This is a genomic window from Streptomyces sp. NPDC049585 (assembly GCF_040675615.1).
Classification (GTDB): Bacteria; Actinomycetota; Actinomycetes; order Streptomycetales; family Streptomycetaceae; genus Streptomyces; species Streptomyces luteosporeus.
This window is the reverse complement of the sequence record NZ_JBFAPE010000009.1, coordinates 34940-52313: the sequence shown is the minus strand read 5'-3', so window position 1 is coordinate 52313 and position 17374 is coordinate 34940. Positions and strand designations below refer to the sequence as shown.

Genomic DNA, 17374 nt, shown 5'->3' with positions numbered 1-17374 from the left:
GCCCGGCGCCCGTGGGACGTACGTCCTACGACCGTTCCGCGGGCGCCCCTGCTCCGCATAGCGTGCGGATCATGGCCGACACGGACACGAGCGGAACGCTCGACGAAGCACTGGAACGCGTGCACGGTACGGGCCCGGAGTTCGAGGGCTGGCTCACCAACCACGCGCCGATGACGGTGGAGGCGCTCGTCCGCCACGGGCACGCCCGCCTGGTGCACCGCTGGCTGGACGCCTACCGCCACCGCACCGAGGAACTTCCCGGCACGAACACACCGATCGACGCGAACAATTGGCCCGAACTGCTCGGTGACCCCGCGCATCTCGGCGACTGGATCGCCCACTTCACCCGCGAGGTGGCCGAACGCCCCTGGCGGGACGTGCTCGCCGAGTGGTGGCCGCGGCTGCTGCCCGGCATCACCGGCGGCTCCACCCACCCCGTCATCCGCACCGGTCACGCCGTACGCACCCTGCTCGCCGACGGCGACAGCGCGCCGCGCACCGCCGAGCTGGGCCACGCGCTCGGCTACTGGGCCGCCCGCCACCAGCCGCTCGCCGCACCCACCACTCTGGCGGGCACAGCGGGTCCGGAGGAGGCGCTGGCGGCCGTACCGTCCCTGTCCGACCCGCGCGGCGGCATCCGCGCCCGCTTCGCCCAGCTGCCCGCCACCGCCGGCTGGCCCGTGGCCGCGAGCACCCTGCGCCGCCCAACGGGCCCGGAGGAGGCTCGGGAGACGCTGACGGCGCTGGTGGAGGCCAGTGTCGCCCGCTACCCGCTCCACGCCCAGGGCGGCCCGGTGATGCTGGTGCACGCCGCCACGGCGCCCAACGCGGTCCTGCGGACCCTGCCCGCGCTGCCGCGCGAGCTGTGGGTCCCGAGCCTGGCCGCCGCGTGGGAGGCGAGCGCCGCCGTGACCGCCGCCTATGCGCCGGCCCGGCCCGCGGAGGCCGTACCGCCCGGCCGGGCCACGCTCGACGAGGCCTTCGAGCAGGCCGCGCTGCACGGCGACGCCCACGCCATCAAGCTCGCCGACACGGCCCTGGACACCGGCGGCCCGGCCGCCCTGGCGGCCGTGGCCCGGGCCTGCGAGCTGATCGAACCGGCCGGCTGAGGCGCTTGTTCGAAGGGCGCGCTCACCCGAACTGCACGGAGCGCTTGGCCAGGCCCATCCAGAAGCCGTCGATGACGCTGCGCTGGGCCCCCAGGTCGTCGCCCGCCGCCCCCATGGCGACGAAGAGCGGGGCGAAGTGCTCGGTGCGCGGGTGGGCGAGGGCGGCGGCGGGGGCCTTGTGCGCGAAGTCCAGCAGGGCGTCGGCGTCCCCGGCGGCCAGCGCCTCGCGCCCCCACGCGTCGAACTCGGCCGACCAGGCGGGCGGCTGCGGCCCGGTGTGCCGCAGGGCGGCCAGGTTGTGGGTGAAGAAGCCGCTGCCGACGATCAGCACGCCCTCGTCGCGCAGCGGCGCCAGGCGTCGCCCGGTCTCCAGCAGCCGCTCGGGGTCGAGGGTGGGCAGCGACATCTGCAGCACGGGCACGTCGGCGTCGGGGTACATCTCGACCAGCGGCACGTACGCACCGTGGTCCAGCCCGCGCCCGGGCAGGTCCTGTACGGGCGTCCCGGCGCGCCGCAGCGTCCTGCGCACCCGCTCGGCGAGCTCCGGGGCGCCGGGGGCGGCGTACTGCACGCGGTAGTAGTGCTCCGGGAAGCCCCAGAAGTCGTACACCAGCGGCACGGTGGTCGTCGCGCCGAGCGCGAGCGGGGCCTCCTCCCAGTGGGCGGAGACCATCAGGACGGCGGTCGGCCGGGGCAGGTCGCGGGCCCAGGCGGCGAGCTGGCCGGGCCACAGCGCGTCGTCGGCGAGGGGCGGCGCGCCATGGGAGAGGTAGAGGGCGGGCATACGCATGGGGGACCATCCGAGGGAGGGGTGGCGGCGCGGAGTCCAAGATTGCTTGAAATTTCAAGCTCTACTCTGCGATCGTAGACCATGCACCGGCGAGTGAAACAGTGGATGTCATGACCAAGCGACCCCCAGCGGCCCCGGAGGCCGCCGCCGAGCCCCGCTGGCTCACCGACGCGGAACAGGAGACGTGGCGGGCCTACCAGCACGCCTCCACGCTGCTGGAGGACTATCTCGACAGACAGCTGCAGCGCGACGCCGGCATGCCGCACGTCTACTACGGCCTGCTCGTCCAGCTCTCCGAGGCGCCCCGCCGGCGGATGCGCATGACCGAGCTCGCCCAGCACGCCAAGATCACCCGCTCCCGGCTCTCGCACGCCGTCGCCCGGCTGGAGAAGAACGGCTGGGTGCGGCGCGAGGAGTGCCCCTCCGACAAACGCGGACAGCTGGCGGTCCTGACGGACGAGGGCTTCGCGATGCTGAGCGCCTCCGCACCCGGGCACGTCGACGCCGTCCGGGCGGCGATCTTCGACCGGCTCACGCCCGACCAGGCGGCGCACTTCGGCGAGATCTGCCGCATCATCGCCACCGGCCTCGAACCGGCCGGCGGTGACGTGCCCTGGCTGCGCTGAGACGGCAGGCCCCGCGCGAACGCCGAAGGCCCCCTCCCGTGCGGGAGGGGGCCTTCGTCAGATCTTGCCGAGCCTTGCCGATGTCCATCGCCAGGTCGGCACCGTCAGGCGTCGGGTCGGCACCGTCAGGGCGCCGGCACTGTCACAGCGCCGGCACCGTCGGGTCGGTGCGCCGCCGGGTCAGTGCGCCATCACCGGAACCGCGTCCTCGACCGGCTCGCCGTCCGCCGAGGAGGCGGCGGGGCCGCCGTTCTGACGGGCGTTGACGAAGCCCATGGCGACGAGCGCGGACAGCGTGAGGATGCCGACCGCCCACCACACGGCGGTGGCGTAGCCGTGGACCATCGACTGGAAGGTGAGGACCTTCTGGTTCGTGGCGCCCGCCATGTGGGACTTGAAGTAGTCCGTGGTGGCGCTGGCCGCGATGGTGTTGAGCAGCGCGGTGCCGATGGCGCCGCCGACCTGCTGCGAGGTGTTGACCATGGCCGAGGCGACGCCCGCGTCCCGCGGCTGCACGCCGTGGGTGGCCAGGCTCATCGCGGGCATGAAGGCGGTGCCCATGCCCAGACCCATCATCATCAGACCGGGCAGGATCACCGCCGCGTAGGAGGTGTCCAGGTCGATCTGGGTCAGCAGGGTCATGCCGGCCGCCGCCAGCAGGAAGCCGGGGCCCATCAGCCAGCGCGCCGGGACGCGGGTCATCAGGCGCGTGCCGATCTGCGTGGAACCGGTGATCATCATGGCGATCATCGGCAGGAACGACAGACCGGTCTTGACCGGCGAGTAGCCGCGGACGACCTGCAGGTAGTAGGTCAGGAACAGGAACAGGCCGAACATCGCGATGGCGGCCAGGCCCAGGGAGATGTAGACACCACCGCGGTTGCGGTCGGTCAGCACGCGCAGCGGCATCAGCGGGGCCTTCACCGTGCGCTCGACGACCAGGAAGGCGCCCAGCAGCACGGCCGCCGCGACGAACAGGCCGATGGTCATGCCCGCGGTCCAGCCGTCGGACTCGGCGCGCGTGAAGCCGTAGACCAGGGAGACCAGGCCGAGCGTGGCCAGGATGACACCGGGGATGTCCAGCTTCGAGGGGTTGCGGCCCTCCGCGGGCTCACGGACGACGCTGATCGCACCGACGGCGGCGACGACGGCGAAGGGGATGTTCACGAAGAACGTCCAGCGCCAGTTGAGGTACTCGGTGAACAGACCGCCGAGGATCAGACCGACACCACCACCGGCACCCGCGATGGCACCGAAGACGCCGAACGCCTTGGCGCGCTCCTTCGCCTCGGTGAAGAGCACGGCGAGCAGCGACAGCGCCGCCGGGGCGAGCATGGCGCCGAAGACGCCCTGCAGGGCGCGGGCGCCCAGCAGCATGGCGGAGTTGACGGCGGCGCCACCGAGCGCGGAGGCGGCCGCGAAGCCGATCAGGCCGGTGACGAACGCGCGCTTGCGGCCCCACAGGTCGGAGATCCGGCCGCCGAACAGCAGCAGTCCGCCGAACGCGAGGGCGTAGGCGGTGATGACCCACTGCCGGTTGCCGTCGGAGATGTGGAGGTCGGCCTGGGCGGACGGCAGCGCGATGTTCACGATCGTCGCGTCGAGGACGACCATCAGCTGCGCCAGGGCGATGAATATCAGCGCTTTCCAGCGGTTCGGGTCGGGTTGCTTCATGAGGTCGGGCATGAGGTGGGGCCTATCTGACGGTGGTGATCCGGTGGGGTGGTGCGAAGCGTCGTGCAAAAACGGTGCGTGCGTTATGTGTTGCGCGTTGTGTGTTGCGCGTTACGGATTGCGGGTTGCGGGTTACGCGCTGGTCGGTACGGCGGGCGCGGCCGCCGTCACACCGGCGTGCCGCAGGCGGTGGACCGGCTCGCGCGACGCAGGTCGTCCAAGGTCGCGGCGGTGCCGGGAAGTTCGGAGCGGGCCGGTGCCATCAGGCCGTCCAGGAGCAGCTGCAGGTGGCGGTGGACGAACCGGTCGAAGTTCACGCACCCGGTGTCCGGCAGCGGTCTGGTGAGCTGGGTGATGGCCACCATCAGGTCGCCGATGGCGACGTCCCCCCGCAGCTGACCCGTGGCGCGGGCGGCGGACAGCAGCGCCTCCACGGCGCTCTCCAACCGGTCGCGCACTTCGATCTGTTCGGGATGGCCCTTGTCGATGCCCTCGGCGAGCAGCGGGCAGAGCGCACCGATCCGCTCGTCCGCCGCGGCATGGACGAAACGCCTCAGCGCCTGGAAAGCATCGGGCTCCTCCGCTTGCGCCGCCTCGGCCCGGTCGGCGATGCGGGCCATGACGGAGAGGGTGACATGGTGGATCAGCTCGCGGCGGTCCGCGAAGTGCCGGTACAGGGTGGCATTGCCGACCCCGGCCCGTCGAGCGATTTCATCGAGGGAGGTCTCGGCCCCGTGTTCGACCAGCGCCTCTCGGGCCGCAGCGACGATCCGCTCGCGATTGCGCAGGGCGTCGGCGCGCAGGCGCGGCTGCCGGTCCATGGGCGAGGTTCCTTCCGGGGAGTGCCTCCCCGTTTGGGAGGAACGCTCACTTAAACGGGGAGAAGCTCCCCGGATATTTCGCCGCGGCGAGTGGCGTACATCACACCATCGGACCGCGCCCGTCTGCCGCAGCCCGAAGGGCGCACCGCGGCGCGGCGTGCTCAGGGTGGACGCATGAAGCCCCTGGTGATGGTCGTCCTGGCGGCGACGGTCGGGGCGCTCACCGCGCCCGCACCGCCGCCCGCGCACCGCGGCGCGCCCGCCCTGCCCGCCCCGGCCGCGCTCCCCGCGGCCACCTCCGCCCTGCCCCGCGGCCGCCCGCCCACCGGCCCCTGCGCCCTGCCCACCGTCACCCGGCACGTCTCGGAAGGCGCCCGCACCCCCCGCGGCTTCGCGCCCTCCAGCGGCACGGTGCGGGCCGTCACCTTCCTCATCGACTTCCCCGACGTGCCCGCCCGCACCTCCCCGCGCCGGCGGTACGCCGAGTTCTTCCCGGCCGTCGCCGACCACTACCGCACCAGCTCCTACGGCCGGCTGGACTACCGCTCCACCCCGGTGCTGCGCTGGATCCGCATGTCACGGCCGTACCGCGCGTACGGCATCACCCGCGGCACCCCCTTCGACCCCAACCGCGACGACGGCTACCACGCCCTCGCCAAGGAGATCGTCGACGCCGCCGACGACGCCGTCGACTTCCGCCGCTACGACCTGATCAACGTCCTCGCCGTCCCCGAGGCGGGACCGCCCGCCGTCCAGGACGTGCGCTCGGTGACCTTCGCCGGCACCGCCACGGGCCTGGCCACCCGCGACGGCACGGCCATCCGCAACGTCTCCTTCATCTGGAGCCGGCAGACCGGCGACAGCCCCTACCGCGTCCTGACCCACGAGAACGCCCACAGCTTCGGCCTGCCCGACCTCTACGCCGGCACCGGCCGCCGCGCCCCGCGCACCCCCGTCGGCCACTGGGACCCGATGGAGGAGGACTGGGGCCCCTCCAACGACTTCCTCGCCTGGCACAAGTGGAAGCTCGGCTGGCTCGCCCCCACCCAGGTCCACTGCCTGGCCCGGCCCGGCCGCCGCACCGTCGCCCTGACCCCCACCTCCCGCAGGGGCGGCCCCAAACTCGCCGTCGTCCCCCTCTCCCCCACCCGCGCCCTGACCCTGGAGGCCCGCGCCCCGGGCCGCCTGGACCACGCCGTCTGCCGCCCCGGCGTCCTCATCACCACCGTCGACACCGCCCTCCCCTCCGGCGCCGCCCCCGTCCGCGCCGCCGACGCCACCCCCGGCAGCCGCGGCTGCCTGACCACCGACCCCAACGTGAGCCCCGCCCTGACCGACGCCGCCTTCCGCACCGGCCAGCGCTTCACGGCCCCCGGCATCACGGTCGAGATCCTCTCCCAGGACCATGCCGGCACCTGGCACGTCCGCATCACCCGCCGGCCACCCCACCCCTCCCCCGCCTGACAGCCCCCTGACCTGCCCCGCCCCGATCCGCTAACCTGTCCGTCGAGCCCCGACGCCCACCCGGCGTCCAGCGCTCACGCCTCCGTAGCTCAGGGGATAGAGCACCGCTCTCCTAAAGCGGGTGTCGGCAGTTCGAATCTGCCCGGGGGCACCGGTGAAGGCCTCGGACCGTATGCGGTCCGGGGCCTTCGGCGTTCGGGGGCTTCAGAGGTTGTCGCCCCAGCCGCTCTGGAGCATCGTCTGGAAGGCCCAGGTGCCGTTCCGCCTGACCAGGATGTCGGCGTAGCGCAGCTGCCGGGTGTGCTCGCCCGTCGTCATCGTGCAGTCCGTGAAGACCACGGCCATGGACGGTGCGAGGAAGACGGGGGTGCGGGCGGACTCGAAGGTGATGTCCTCGGGGCCATCTCCCATCACGTGCTTCATCGTGGTGACGAACTGCTCGCGGTCCCATTGGGCGGTGCGGCCGTTGCCGGCGGAGTCGTCGCTGACGAGGTTGAGGGGGAAGACCGCCATGTCGGCCATCCGTTCGATGTCGCGCTCGGCGCTTCGAGCGTCGTAGTCGGCGAACCAGGCGTCCAGGCTGGCGCGGTCCTCGGCGGTGGGCGTGTATCCGGTGTCGGGCAGGACGGTCATGCGATTCCCTCACTAGTCAAATTTGATGAGCACTGCGAGCGGCGAGGGTATGCCCGCAGAGGCAGCTCGTCAAACTTGATTAGCTGCGCCGATCAGCCCAGGCCCGTGATGCCCACCGCCGGGAGGCGCTCCACGCGGGGCAGGCCCCTCGTCGGGAGGCCGCCGGCCGGGAGGCCGGCGTGGGTCGCGGAGGTGGAGGTCTCGCCCAGGATGTCGCTCGCCGAACCGGTGGCCTCCCGGGCCAGGCGGCGGGCCGCGGCGGTCGTCGTGCGGACGGCGGTGCCGCCCGTGCGGCCCGCCGCGGGGACGGTGCGGCGGACGGCCCTGCCGCCGGCGTCGCCGGCGACGGCCGTCGCCCGCTGCGCCGCCGTGTCCACCGTCACGCCCAGCCCGGCCACGTCCGGCACCCGGGGCAGGGCGGCGGCAGGGCCGGCTGCCGCCATGGTCAGGGTGGACGCGGCCAGGCCGGCCGCCGCGAGGACTCGTCGCATCGGGGACTCCCCAGGATCAACGGGACGAAATGGGCTCCTGCGACGAGAACGAGCGGGCCACGACCGCGGACACGACGGTCGCGGCCTTCAGGACGGTTCGATGTTCTGGTTGACGTGGAAGACGTTGTCCGGGTCGTAGGTCCGCTTGACGCGGGCCAGCCGGTCGTAGTGGTCGCGGTAGGTGGCCCGGACGCGGTCCGTGCCCTCGTCGGCGCCGACGAAGTTCACGTACGCCCCGCCCATGGAGTAGGGGTGCATCTCGTTCCAGAAGTCGACGCACCACCGCTTGATGACGCCGGCGTTGAGGGGGTCGGGGTCGATGCCGGCGTACACCCCGGACCACACGGCGTCGCGGTAGCTCCATGCGGTCTCCCCGCGCGGGACGCAGTGCGCCGCCGCATCGACGGGGTACAGGTGCATGGTCGACAGCCCGGTGGGGATGGCCTCGGCGTACTTCTGCTCCACCTCCAGGGCGGCGTCCCGCAGCGTGTCGAAGAAGTCCCCGCGCCAGTACCACTGCAGACCGGGCGGCAGGAGTTCGTCGAACATGCCCTGCAGCGCCGGGTACGGCATGGGGGCGGCGAAGGCGAAGACGGGCCGCCCGGCCCCCTCCGCGGCGTCGAGCAGGTCCCGGGCGCCGCCGTCCGCGTCGTCACCGGTGTGGCACCACACCACGCCGCACATCTTCTTCCCGTGGATCTCCTGCGGGAAGGGCGGGGCAGGCGGTACGGCGAGTACGGCGAAGAACCCGTACATCTCCTGCGGCGCCCGCGGCATGAACCCGCGGTACCAGTCGAGCACTTCGGCCGTGCGCTCCACCGGCCACAGGGTGAGGGCAACGCCCACGGTGTGCACGGGGTGCATCCGGAAGGTGAAGGAGGTGACGACGCCGAAGTTACCGCCCCCGCCGCGCAGGGCCCAGTACAGGTCGGGGTGGTCGGCGGGCCCGGCGGTGACCTGGGTGCCGTCGGCGAGGACGACGTCCGCGCCCAGCAGGCTGTCGACGGTCAGCCCGTACCGGCGGGTGAGGTACCCGTGGCCGCCGCCCAGGGCCAGGCCGCCGATCCCGGTCGTGGAGACGATGCCGGCGGGGGTGGCCGCCCCGACGGCGTGCGTGGCACGGTCGAGGTCGCCGAGCTGCACTCCGCCACCGGCGCGGACGACTGCGGCGTCCGGATCGGCGTGCACCGAGTCCATGGGCGAGAGGTCGATCGTCATCCCGCCGTCGACCAGGCCCAGTCCGGGCCCGCTGTGCCCGCCCCCGCGCACGGCGATCTCCACGTCGTGCTCACGCGCGAACCCCACCGCGGCGGCGACGTCCTGCGCATCCCGGCACCGCACGATCGCGCCGGGCCGTTTGTCGATCATCGCGTTGTACACAGCGCGCGCCCGGTCGTAGTCCTCGTCGCCGGGCCCGGTCACGGGCCCCCGCAGCGCGGTCCGCATCTCGTCGAAAGTCGCCCTGTCCATGATGTTTCCCCAGCCGTGCGCGCCCGGCGGGCCCATCCCCCTCCAGCGTGGCACCGCGGTACGAGGGGCGCGACCGCGCTCGGCGCCGACCGGCCCGCCCACCCCGAATCCCTCACACAGGTGATCTTTTCGCCCTCCCCCGCCCACTAAAGTTGACCTGTCAGGGGCGGGGAGGGAACCGGATGAGTCGGCGCGGTGGGCTGCTCGGGGTCTGGGCCGAGGCACAGCGGCAGCAGCAGCGACAGCAGGAGGCCCGGCACCGGGCCGAGGTGCAGGCGCAGCGGGAGGCGACGCGGGCGGCGGCCCGGCACGACCGGGAGCAGCGCCAGGCGTACCGGCAGGCCCGGGAGGCCGAGGCGCGGCGCCGGACGGAGGAGATCGAGGCGCGCGTCGCCGAGCTGGAGGGGCTGCTGGCCGCGGGGTGCCGCGCGCCGGGCTTCACGGTGGCGGGCCTGCAGCGCCCGGAGCAGCTGGAGCCGTTCAGTCCGGGGCACCTGGCCCGGCCGGTGCCGATGCCGGACGCCGGCCAGTACGGGGGCTTCGGTGCGCGCGAGCGCTTCGAGCGCGACTGGTACGCCGCGCAGGCCGCAGAGACGCAGCGCCAGCAGCAACTGGCGGCCTACCGGCAGCAGTACGACCAGTGGGCGGCCACCACTCTGGCGGAGATACGCCGGCACAACGCGGGTGTCGCCGAGATGGAGGCGGCGCTGCGCGCGGGCGATCCGGACGCGGTCGTGGAGTACTTCTCCGCCGCGCTGTACGCCTCGGCCGCCTGGCCGGAGGAGTTCCCGCACCAGATATCCGCCGCCTACGACCCCGGCGCCCGTCAGCTGGTGCTGGACTGGGAGCTGCCGGGCTTCGACGTCGTCCCGGCCGCGAAGGCCGTGCGGTACGTGGCCGCGAGCGACGAGGAGAAGGAGACCGCCCGCCCGGCCGGCCAGCGGCGCTCGGTCTACCGCGACGTGGTGGCCCAGTGTGTGCTGCTGGCGGTGCGCGAGCTGTTCGCGGCGGACGCCTTCGGGGCGCTGCAGTCGGTGGTCTGCAACGGCTTCGTCGACGAGCACGATCCGGCCACCGGGCGGCCCGCCCATATCCACCTGGCGACGGTCACCGCCGACCGCGACGTCTTCGCCGCCATGAACCTGCAGCAGGTCGACGCGGTGGAGTGCGTGACGGGCGGGCTGGGCGGGCAGGTGTCGGCCCGGCCCGACCAGCTGGCCGCGGTGCGGCCCGGGCGGCTGCCGGCGGACGTGGGGCGTTCGGTGGTCTCCCACGGCGGCGGGGACGACCCGGACCTGTTCGAGATGGATCCCGTCGAGTTCGAGGCGCTGGTCGCCGAGCTGTTCCGGGCCCGCGGGATGCGCGCGGTGATGACGAGCCGCTCGAACGACGGCGGCGTGGACGTCGAGGCCCTGGACCCCGACCCGATCAGCGGCGGGCGGATCATCGTGCAGGTCAAGCGGTACCGCAAGACCGTGCCCCCGACCGCCGTACGCGATCTGTACGGCACCGTGCAGGCGGCCGGCGCCAACAAGGGCGTCCTCGTGACGACGTCGAAGTTCGGCCCCGGCTCGCACGCCTTCGCCGGCGGCAAGCCGCTGACGCTGATCTCCGGCGAGGAGCTCGTGGCCCTGCTCGCCCAGCACGGCCTGCGCGGCCGGCTGGGGGGCGGGGCGCCGCGGCGGGAGCCGGAGCCCGACGCCGGGCCGGCGCCGGCGCACAGCGTGCTCGGCCTGTCGTGGTCCGGTGGCGTGGCCCTCGACGTGTGCGCCCTGGTCTGCAGCGGCTCGCGCGTCCTGAGCGACGACCACTTCGTCTTCTTCAACAACCCGCGCACCCCCGACGGAGTGGTCCGCTCCGCCCCGCCGTCCGGCGGCGACAAGGCGGCCCTGCACGTCCGCTTCGAGGAGCTGCCTCAGGCCGCCGACCGGCTCGTGCTCGCCGCCGCGATCGACCCGGAGGTCGACCCGGACGCCGATCTCGCGCTCTTCACCGACGCCCGGATCCGGCTGACCGACGCCTTGGGCACCGAGCTCGGGCAGCTGGAGGTCTCCGACGGGCGGCCCGGCGAGACCGCGCTCGTCCTCGGCTCGTTCCGCCGGCGGCCGGGCGGCGACTGGGACTTCGTGGTCGGCGGCAAGGGGTACCCGGGCGGGCTGGAGGCGCTGGTGCTCGACTTCGGTATGGACGTGGTCTGACCTGCCCCGCGTCCCGCGGGTTCCTTGATCCGCCACCGGCTGTCGGTGGCGGCCCCTAGACTTCCCTCCATGTCCGACGACCCCATCCAGCACGGCGACAGCGACGCCCTGCGCTGCCTGCGGCGCGTCTTCGGCTACGACGCGTTCCGCGGCGAGCAGGAGGCGATCGTCGAGCACGTCGTCGCCGGCGGCGACGCGCTCGTCCTGATGCCGACCGGCGGCGGCAAGTCGCTGTGCTACCAGATCCCGGCGCTGGTGCGCCCGGGCGTCGGGATCGTCGTCTCCCCCCTGATCGCCCTCATGCAGGACCAGGTGGACGCGCTGCGCGCCCTCGGCGTGCGGGCCGGCTTCCTGAACTCCACGCAGGACGCGGACGAGCGGCGCATGGTCGAGGCGGAGTTCCTCGCCGGCGAGCTCGACCTGCTCTACCTCGCCCCCGAGCGGCTGCGCGTCGACGCCACCCTGCGGCTGCTGGACCGCGGAAAGATCTCCCTCTTCGCCATCGACGAGGCCCACTGCGTCGCCCAGTGGGGCCACGACTTCCGGCCCGACTACCTCGCGCTGTCCGCGCTGCACGAGCGCTGGCCGGACGTGCCGCGCATCGCCCTGACCGCCACCGCCACCGACGCCACGCGCCGGGAGATCGCCACGCGGCTGAAGCTGGACGACGCCCGGCACTTCGTCGCCAGCTTCGACCGGCCCAACATCCAGTACCGGATCGTGCCCAAGACCGAGCCCAAGAAGCAGCTGCTGGAGCTGCTGCGCGCGGAGCACGCCGGGGATGCGGGCGTCGTGTACTGCATGTCCCGCAAGGGCGTCGAGGACACCGCCGCCTTCCTCGCCCAGCACGGCATCGACGCCCTGCCCTACCACGCGGGTCTGGACGCGGCCACGCGCGCGGAGCACCAGGCGCGGTTCCTGCGCGAGGACGGGATCGTGATGGTGGCGACGATCGCGTTCGGCATGGGCATCGACAAGCCGGACGTACGCTTCGTCGCCCACCTCGACCTGCCCAAGTCCGTCGAGGGCTACTACCAGGAGACCGGCCGCGCCGGCCGTGACGGGCTGCCGTCGACGGCCTGGCTGACGTACGGGCTGCAGGACGTCGTCCAGCAGCGCAAGATGATCGACGGCTCGGAGGGCGACGACGCGCACCGGCGTCGCCTCGCCGCGCACCTGGACGCGATGCTCGCGCTGTGCGAGACGGTGGAGTGCCGGCGCGGGCGGCTGCTGGAGTACTTCGGGCAGGAGCCGGAGGCCACCACCTGCGGCAACTGCGACACGTGCCTGACCCCGCCGGTGACGTGGGACGGCACGATCGCCGCGCAGAAGTTCCTCTCGGCGGTCTTCCGGCTGGCGCGCGAGCGGCGGCAGAAGTTCGGCGCGGGCCAGATCATCGACATCCTGCTCGGCAAGAAGACCGCGAAGGTCATCCAGCACGACCACGACGCGCTGACCGTCTTCGGCATCGGCACCGAGCTGAGCGTCGCCGAATGGCGCGCGGTGGTACGGCAGTTGCTGGCGCAGGGGCTGCTGGCGGTGGAGGGCGAGTACGGCACGCTCGTCCTGACCGAGGCCAGCGGGGACGTCCTGGGGCAGCGACGGCAGGTGCCGATGCGGCGCGAGCCGGAGAAGCCGGGTCGCTCCGCGAGGAGCAGCGGCACGGGCGGAGGCGGAGGCAAGCGTTCCGCCGCCGTCGTGGAACTGCCCGAGCAGGCCGTGCCCGTCTTCGAGGCGCTGCGCGCCTGGCGCGCGGCGACCGCGCGCGAGCAGGGCGTCCCGGCGTACGTCATCTTCCACGACGCCACCCTGCGCGAGATCGCCACGGCAGTGCCCGGCTCGCTGGAGGAGCTCTCCGGCGTCAGCGGTGTCGGCGAGAACAAGCTGGCCAAGTACGGCGACTCCCTCCTGGAGGTGCTCGCCGGTCAGCCCAGCAGCTGAGGCAGGTGGAGCACGCCCGTGAGATGGGCGTAGACGACCACGTTGCCGAGGTAGGCGCTGGCCTCCTGCGAAAAGCCGCCGCCACAGGTGATCAGGCGCAGTTCGGCGCGGTTCGTGGTGCCGTAGACCCTCTCCGAGGGGAAGGCCGCCTTGTCGTAGACCTCGATCGCGTCGATCGTGAACACGGCCGTGCGGGCGTCCTCGCGCGCGATCTCCACGGTGTCGCCCTTCTTGAGGGCACCGAGGCTGTAGAAGACGGCGGGCCCGCTTTCGGTGTCGACGTGCCCGGCCACGACGGCGGTCCCCGCGGCGCCGGGTGCGGTGCCGCCCGCGTACCAGCCGGCGAGATTGCGGTCGTCCTCCGGCGGGCTGGCTAGTGTCCCGTCCGCCTCCAGACCGAGCGGCACCAAAGGGGCGTCGACCTGCACCGCCGGTATCCGCACCCGCGTGGGCGCGGCCGCCGGCAACGGCGGCACGACCCGCTCGTCCGGCCGCGGCCCCATGAGCGGCATGCCCGCGGTGGAGAACGCCTGCTCCCGCGACGGCTGCGGCGGCGGCTCCACCCCCCGCACCCCCTGCTCGACGAGCCAGCTCCCCCCGCACAGCGCAAGAACGACAAGGGCACCGACGAGAACGTCCCGCCGCCGCGCCCTGCTCCGCCCCGCTGCCGGCGCACGATGCGCCTCCCCCGCATGCACGGCGGCCCGCCGGGCCGACCGGTCCGGCGCGGACACACCGCGGTCGGCCGGTGCCCGGTGCAGCACCGCCGGGTGCGCACGCACCACGTCGGCAGCCGCGCGCAGCGCCGCCAGTTCCTCCGCCGAGGCGAACACCAACGCCGGCTCCGCGCGCCTGGGGGCCCGCCCGGCCGACCGGCACGATGCGGTCGCGCACGCCTCCGTACTCGCCCCGGCCCCCGCCTCCCCTTCGACCGGTGCCGCACCCGCACCCAAGGCGAACACCGGCTTCGCCGGCTCCGGACGCCGCGGGGCCTGCCCGTCCGGCCGACGCCGCGTGTTCTTCCCCGGCCCCCTCGCCCCGCCGGCCGATGCCTCCTCGGCCTGCACATCCGCACCCCCGCCGGCCACTGCCCGGTGCAGCACCGCCGGGTGCGCACGCACCACGTCGGCAGCCGCGCGCAGCGCCGCCAGCTCCTCCGCGGAGGCCCAGCAGACCCCCGGCCGGGCGGGGGGTGCCGGAGTCCGGCTGCCGGCGGGGCGGGTCTCCGGGCCCGGGCGGCCCGGGGGCAGCAGGGACTCCGTGCGGAGGTACGCCGCGTGCGGCCCCGGTGAAGGGGCCCCCGGGCGGTGGGGGCGTGCCCGGGGGCCCAGGCGCGGTCCGGCCGGCACCGTGGACCGTCCTCGCGTCGGGCCGTCAGGCCTGGTCGCCGCTGCTGCCGCGACGGCGCACGAACCACACGCCGGTGGCGAGCGCCGCTCCCAGCACGGAGGCGCCGGCCACGATCTCGACCGTGCCCGAGTCGTCGCTGGTGCCGCCGACGCCGGTCTTCATGCCGCCCTTGGGCATCGGCGACATGCTGGGCGCGGGGCTGGGCTTGGCGGAGCTGCCGCCGCCACTGCCGGTGACCATGAGGTCGCCGGTGGCTTCCTTGCCGTTGGCGCACTTGGCGCCGATGCCGTACGTACCCGGCTTCGCCGTGTCCGGCACCTTGAACTGGCCGACGACGGTTTCCTTGTGCGTGCCCGGTTTGAGTGCGAAGGACGCGGGGCCGCCGACCGCGCTGGCGTCGCCGGTGCCCTTGCCGTCGGGGCCGCACGCGGTGGTGTTGACGGTGACGGTGGCGCCCGGGCGGACGCTCGCGGGGGTGACCTCGAGCTTGCCGAAGTGCAGGTCGGCGAGCGCGGGGGCGGCCGGCAGGCCCAGCGCGGCTATGGTCAGTGCGGTCCCGGCGAGCACTCGTGCAGTACGCATGCTTCCTCCGTGAGCGCGGACGCGGCACGCCGATGTGCCGCAGCAGGAGTCGGGTCTCCGCGCTCCTCATCCCGAGCGAAGCCGCGTCCCGGTCGCTCCGCACCCCGGCCGGCGCCCCGCACGGGCCCGTGCGACGCGCCGGCCTCGTGCCGAATCAGCAGGTCATGCCGGGTGCCAAAAGATCAACCGGACGGATGCGCCCGACCGCGGCGCAGGACTGCGAACGGGTGACGGCGCGCAGCCGTCCCCGCGCGCAGCGTCATCGCGCCAGGTCGTCCGGGCAGCCAGTGCCGCGCGGCAGCTTGTAGCGGGCGACGATGCGGTACGTGCCGGGGTGCGGGGCGCGCAGGACGGTCCAGTCGTCCTCGGGCTGGCCGGCCTTCGGCTCCTGCACCTGCTTGGTGAGGCAGCCGTTGACGTTGACCGGGGGTTCGCCGTTCGGTCCGGCCTTGGGGGGCTGGACGTCCTTGCCGGCCGCGTCGACGAGGCCGAGCCAGGGGGAGTACGGGACGCGGATGAGCACGGGCCCGGCCGTGCGCACGCCGACGGTGATCCCTTCGGCGTCGGAGCGCTCGACGACCGCGGGCGGATCGGCGAGCGGGGTGGGCTCCTTGACCTGGTAGAGCTTCCAGTTGGCGTCCGACCAGACCTCGCGCAGGTACGGCAGCCCGCCGCGCACGAGCTTGGCCTCCTCGACGGCGGCGTGGTCGGGCTCGCCGGTGGGCAGCACGACGTAGGCCACGGCCCAGCGGCTGAGCCAGGTGCGGTAGCTGTCGGCGGTGAGCATGCCCTCCTCGTAGAAGAGGGGGTTGCGCTTGAGGTCGGCCTGGCGGTTCCAGCCGCGGGCGAGGTTGACGTAGGGGGCGAGTGCGGAGGCCTCGCGGTGGCTGCGCGCGGGGACCACCTCGACGCGGCCGCCGGCCGCGTCGACCTGCTGCAGCCGGTCCACGAGAGGGGCCAGCTCGCGGGCCCAGGAGGCGGCCGGGGTGGTGTGGATGATGTCGCTGATGGAGTTGACCAGCTGCCAGGTGGTGATGGTGGTCAGGGCCAGGACGGTGGCGAGCCAGGCGCGCCCCCGCTTCAGCAGCTCGGCGCGCGGCGGTGCCTGCACGTCGGTGAGGACGGCGACGAGTACGACGCCGCCGAAGATCATGCCCAGGCGGGAGATGTTCGTCCCGATCTGGGAGGGGATGAGCCATACGAGCAGCACGCCCAGCGTGTACAGCGCCGAGACGGTCCGCAACGTGCGCCAGGAGCGGGGCGTGAAGGCCATCCCGAAGACGCCGGCCAGCAGCGGCAGGATCGCGGAGGCGAACGCCATGGGCTGCTGCCCGGAGAACGGGAAGAACCACGCCGACAGCGCCACCACCAGCACCGGTGGCACGCCCAGCGCGTACGCGGCCGGCCGCCGCCGGCCCAGCCACAGCGCCGCCGCGACGATGCCGACGAACAGGCCGGCCACCGGGCTGGAGGCCGTCGCCAGACCGGCCATCACGCCCGCCAGCACCGCCCGCGGCCAGCGATGGCGGCCCGTCGCGCGCCAGCGCGCCGGCCACGCGAAGATCGTCGCCACGGCGGCCAGGGCGAACATCGTGCCGAGCCCGAAGGTGACCCGGCCGGAGATGGCGTTGCACAGCAGCGCGAACGCCCCGTACATCGCCGGCCACAGGGGCCGGCGCACGGCGCGGCTGCGCACGAGCAGGAGGGCGATCAGGCCCGCGGAGATCGTGCCGGCGAGCATCATCGTGCTGCGCACGCCGATCTGCGCCATCAGGTACGGCGAGATGACGCTGTACGAGACGGGGTGCATGCCGCCGTACCAGGCGAGGTTGTACGCCGAGGAGGGGTGCTGCAGCGCGAACTCGGCCCAGGCGTCCTGTGCGGCCAGGTCACCGCCGCTGTTGGCGAAGACGAGCACCCACAGCAGGTGCAGGGCGGCGGCGACGGCGAGCGTCACCGGCACGGTGCCGGTCAGCAGCCTGCGGCGGACCTTGCGGTGGTGGGGGACGACGGCCCAGGAGGGCCTGCGCAGCCGCCTGCGCGGCGCGGCGGGGGTCCCGGGGCCGGCTCCGGAGCTCCCGGACGCCCCGGAGGCCTCGGAGGTCTCGGAAGCGGCTCGGGCGCCGTCGTCCTGGCTGCCCGGCTGTCCCTGCCCGGGCCGTCGGGCCCGCGCGGGCTCCACGGTCGTCACTGCGCCACTCCCCGTCTTCCCCCGCGGTCCATTT

Annotated in this window: 14 protein-coding genes and 1 tRNA gene; 6 read left to right on the top strand and 9 right to left on the bottom strand. The window is 73.9% G+C overall.

Translation table 11 applies throughout. The annotated features are described in order from the left end of the window. Positions 1-71: 71 nt before the first annotated feature. Positions 72-1109 carry a questin oxidase family protein gene (locus tag AB0K17_RS13015; RefSeq protein WP_365982999.1) on the top strand — a complete coding sequence of 346 codons (1038 nt, stop codon included), beginning with the start codon at positions 72-74 and terminating at the stop codon, positions 1107-1109. Positions 1110-1131: 22 nt separating this feature from the next. Here the strand turns inward: AB0K17_RS13015 and AB0K17_RS13010 are convergent, their stop codons facing one another. Continuing rightward, complete coding sequence (locus AB0K17_RS13010) at positions 1132-1899, bottom strand: class III extradiol ring-cleavage dioxygenase (RefSeq protein ID WP_365965596.1); 768 nt, start codon at positions 1897-1899, stop codon at positions 1132-1134. A 110-nt stretch (positions 1900-2009) separates the two neighbouring features. On the opposite strand from AB0K17_RS13010, the gene AB0K17_RS13005 reads away from it, so the two are divergent. Continuing rightward, positions 2010-2525 carry a MarR family transcriptional regulator gene (locus tag AB0K17_RS13005; RefSeq protein ID WP_365965597.1) on the top strand — a complete coding sequence of 172 codons (516 nt, stop codon included), beginning with the start codon at positions 2010-2012 and terminating at the stop codon, positions 2523-2525. Positions 2526-2705: 180 nt separating this feature from the next. On the opposite strand, the gene AB0K17_RS13000 is transcribed toward AB0K17_RS13005, so the two are convergent. Together AB0K17_RS13000 and AB0K17_RS12995 are read right to left on the bottom strand one after the other, a co-directional pair. Continuing rightward, positions 2706-4211, bottom strand: a complete 1506-nt coding sequence (locus AB0K17_RS13000; RefSeq protein WP_365965598.1) for an MFS transporter — start codon at positions 4209-4211, stop codon at positions 2706-2708. Between the two features lie 155 nt (positions 4212-4366). Beyond that, positions 4367-5020: a helix-turn-helix domain-containing protein gene (locus AB0K17_RS12995; RefSeq protein ID WP_365982998.1), complete on the bottom strand. Its 654-nt coding sequence runs from the start codon at positions 5018-5020 to the stop codon at positions 4367-4369. 174 nt (positions 5021-5194) lie between these two features. On the opposite strand from AB0K17_RS12995, the gene AB0K17_RS12990 reads away from it, so the two are divergent. Together AB0K17_RS12990 and AB0K17_RS12985 are read left to right on the top strand one after the other, a co-directional pair. Next, complete coding sequence (locus AB0K17_RS12990; RefSeq protein ID WP_365982997.1) at positions 5195-6484, top strand: M6 family metalloprotease domain-containing protein; 1290 nt, start codon at positions 5195-5197, stop codon at positions 6482-6484. Between the two features lie 78 nt (positions 6485-6562). After that, positions 6563-6635 (top strand) — tRNA-Arg (locus AB0K17_RS12985). A 53-nt stretch (positions 6636-6688) separates the two neighbouring features. On the opposite strand, the gene AB0K17_RS12980 is transcribed toward AB0K17_RS12985, so the two are convergent. The 3 genes from AB0K17_RS12980 to AB0K17_RS12970 all read right to left on the bottom strand — a co-directional run bounded on the left by AB0K17_RS12980 (position 6689) and on the right by AB0K17_RS12970 (position 9078). Next, positions 6689-7117 carry a nuclear transport factor 2 family protein gene (locus AB0K17_RS12980; protein ID WP_365982996.1) on the bottom strand — a complete coding sequence of 143 codons (429 nt, stop codon included), beginning with the start codon at positions 7115-7117 and terminating at the stop codon, positions 6689-6691. Between the two features lie 92 nt (positions 7118-7209). Then, on the bottom strand, positions 7210-7608 hold the full coding sequence (locus tag AB0K17_RS12975) for an ATP-binding protein (RefSeq protein ID WP_365982995.1): 399 nt from the start codon (positions 7606-7608) through the stop codon (positions 7210-7212). Positions 7609-7695: 87 nt separating this feature from the next. After that, on the bottom strand, positions 7696-9078 hold the full coding sequence (locus AB0K17_RS12970) for an FAD-binding oxidoreductase (protein WP_365982994.1): 1383 nt from the start codon (positions 9076-9078) through the stop codon (positions 7696-7698). A 182-nt stretch (positions 9079-9260) separates the two neighbouring features. On the opposite strand from AB0K17_RS12970, the gene AB0K17_RS12965 reads away from it, so the two are divergent. Further along, complete coding sequence (locus tag AB0K17_RS12965) at positions 9261-11276, top strand: restriction endonuclease (RefSeq protein WP_365982993.1); 2016 nt, start codon at positions 9261-9263, stop codon at positions 11274-11276. 69 nt (positions 11277-11345) lie between these two features. Further along, positions 11346-13217 (top strand): DNA helicase RecQ, encoded by a 1872-nt coding sequence (recQ, locus tag AB0K17_RS12960; RefSeq protein WP_365982992.1) that lies wholly within the window; start codon positions 11346-11348, stop codon positions 13215-13217. Here recQ and AB0K17_RS12955 read toward each other — a convergent pair. The 3 genes from AB0K17_RS12955 to AB0K17_RS12945 all read right to left on the bottom strand — a co-directional run bounded on the left by AB0K17_RS12955 (position 13202) and on the right by AB0K17_RS12945 (position 17340). Continuing rightward, complete coding sequence (locus AB0K17_RS12955; RefSeq protein WP_365983065.1) at positions 13202-13822, bottom strand: class F sortase; 621 nt, start codon at positions 13820-13822, stop codon at positions 13202-13204. The genes recQ and AB0K17_RS12955 overlap by 16 nt on opposite strands. Before the next feature lie 769 nt (positions 13823-14591). Next, positions 14592-15149, bottom strand: coding sequence for a hypothetical protein (locus AB0K17_RS12950; protein WP_365965621.1), 558 nt, complete (start codon positions 15147-15149; stop codon positions 14592-14594). 259 nt (positions 15150-15408) lie between these two features. Beyond that, positions 15409-17340, bottom strand: a complete 1932-nt coding sequence (locus AB0K17_RS12945) for a DMT family transporter (RefSeq protein WP_365982991.1) — start codon at positions 17338-17340, stop codon at positions 15409-15411. Between the last annotated feature and the right edge of the window lie 34 nt (positions 17341-17374).

What these genes read in the sequence shown, in the direction of transcription:
- AB0K17_RS13015 (WP_365982999.1), top strand. Translation starts at nt 72, where the DNA reads ATGGCCGACACGGACACGAGCGGAACGCTCGACGAAGCACTGGAACGC.
- AB0K17_RS13010 (WP_365965596.1), bottom strand. Translation starts at nt 1,899, where the DNA reads ATGCGTATGCCCGCCCTCTACCTCTCCCATGGCGCGCCGCCCCTCGCC.
- AB0K17_RS13005 (WP_365965597.1), top strand. Translation starts at nt 2,010, where the DNA reads ATGACCAAGCGACCCCCAGCGGCCCCGGAGGCCGCCGCCGAGCCCCGC.
- AB0K17_RS13000 (WP_365965598.1), bottom strand. Translation starts at nt 4,211, where the DNA reads ATGCCCGACCTCATGAAGCAACCCGACCCGAACCGCTGGAAAGCGCTG.
- AB0K17_RS12995 (WP_365982998.1), bottom strand. Translation starts at nt 5,020, where the DNA reads ATGGACCGGCAGCCGCGCCTGCGCGCCGACGCCCTGCGCAATCGCGAG.
- AB0K17_RS12990 (WP_365982997.1), top strand. Translation starts at nt 5,195, where the DNA reads ATGAAGCCCCTGGTGATGGTCGTCCTGGCGGCGACGGTCGGGGCGCTC.
- AB0K17_RS12980 (WP_365982996.1), bottom strand. Translation starts at nt 7,117, where the DNA reads ATGACCGTCCTGCCCGACACCGGATACACGCCCACCGCCGAGGACCGC.
- AB0K17_RS12975 (WP_365982995.1), bottom strand. Translation starts at nt 7,608, where the DNA reads ATGCGACGAGTCCTCGCGGCGGCCGGCCTGGCCGCGTCCACCCTGACC.
- AB0K17_RS12970 (WP_365982994.1), bottom strand. Translation starts at nt 9,078, where the DNA reads ATGGACAGGGCGACTTTCGACGAGATGCGGACCGCGCTGCGGGGGCCC.
- AB0K17_RS12965 (WP_365982993.1), top strand. Translation starts at nt 9,261, where the DNA reads ATGAGTCGGCGCGGTGGGCTGCTCGGGGTCTGGGCCGAGGCACAGCGG.
- recQ (WP_365982992.1), top strand. Translation starts at nt 11,346, where the DNA reads ATGTCCGACGACCCCATCCAGCACGGCGACAGCGACGCCCTGCGCTGC.
- AB0K17_RS12950 (WP_365965621.1), bottom strand. Translation starts at nt 15,149, where the DNA reads ATGCGTACTGCACGAGTGCTCGCCGGGACCGCACTGACCATAGCCGCG.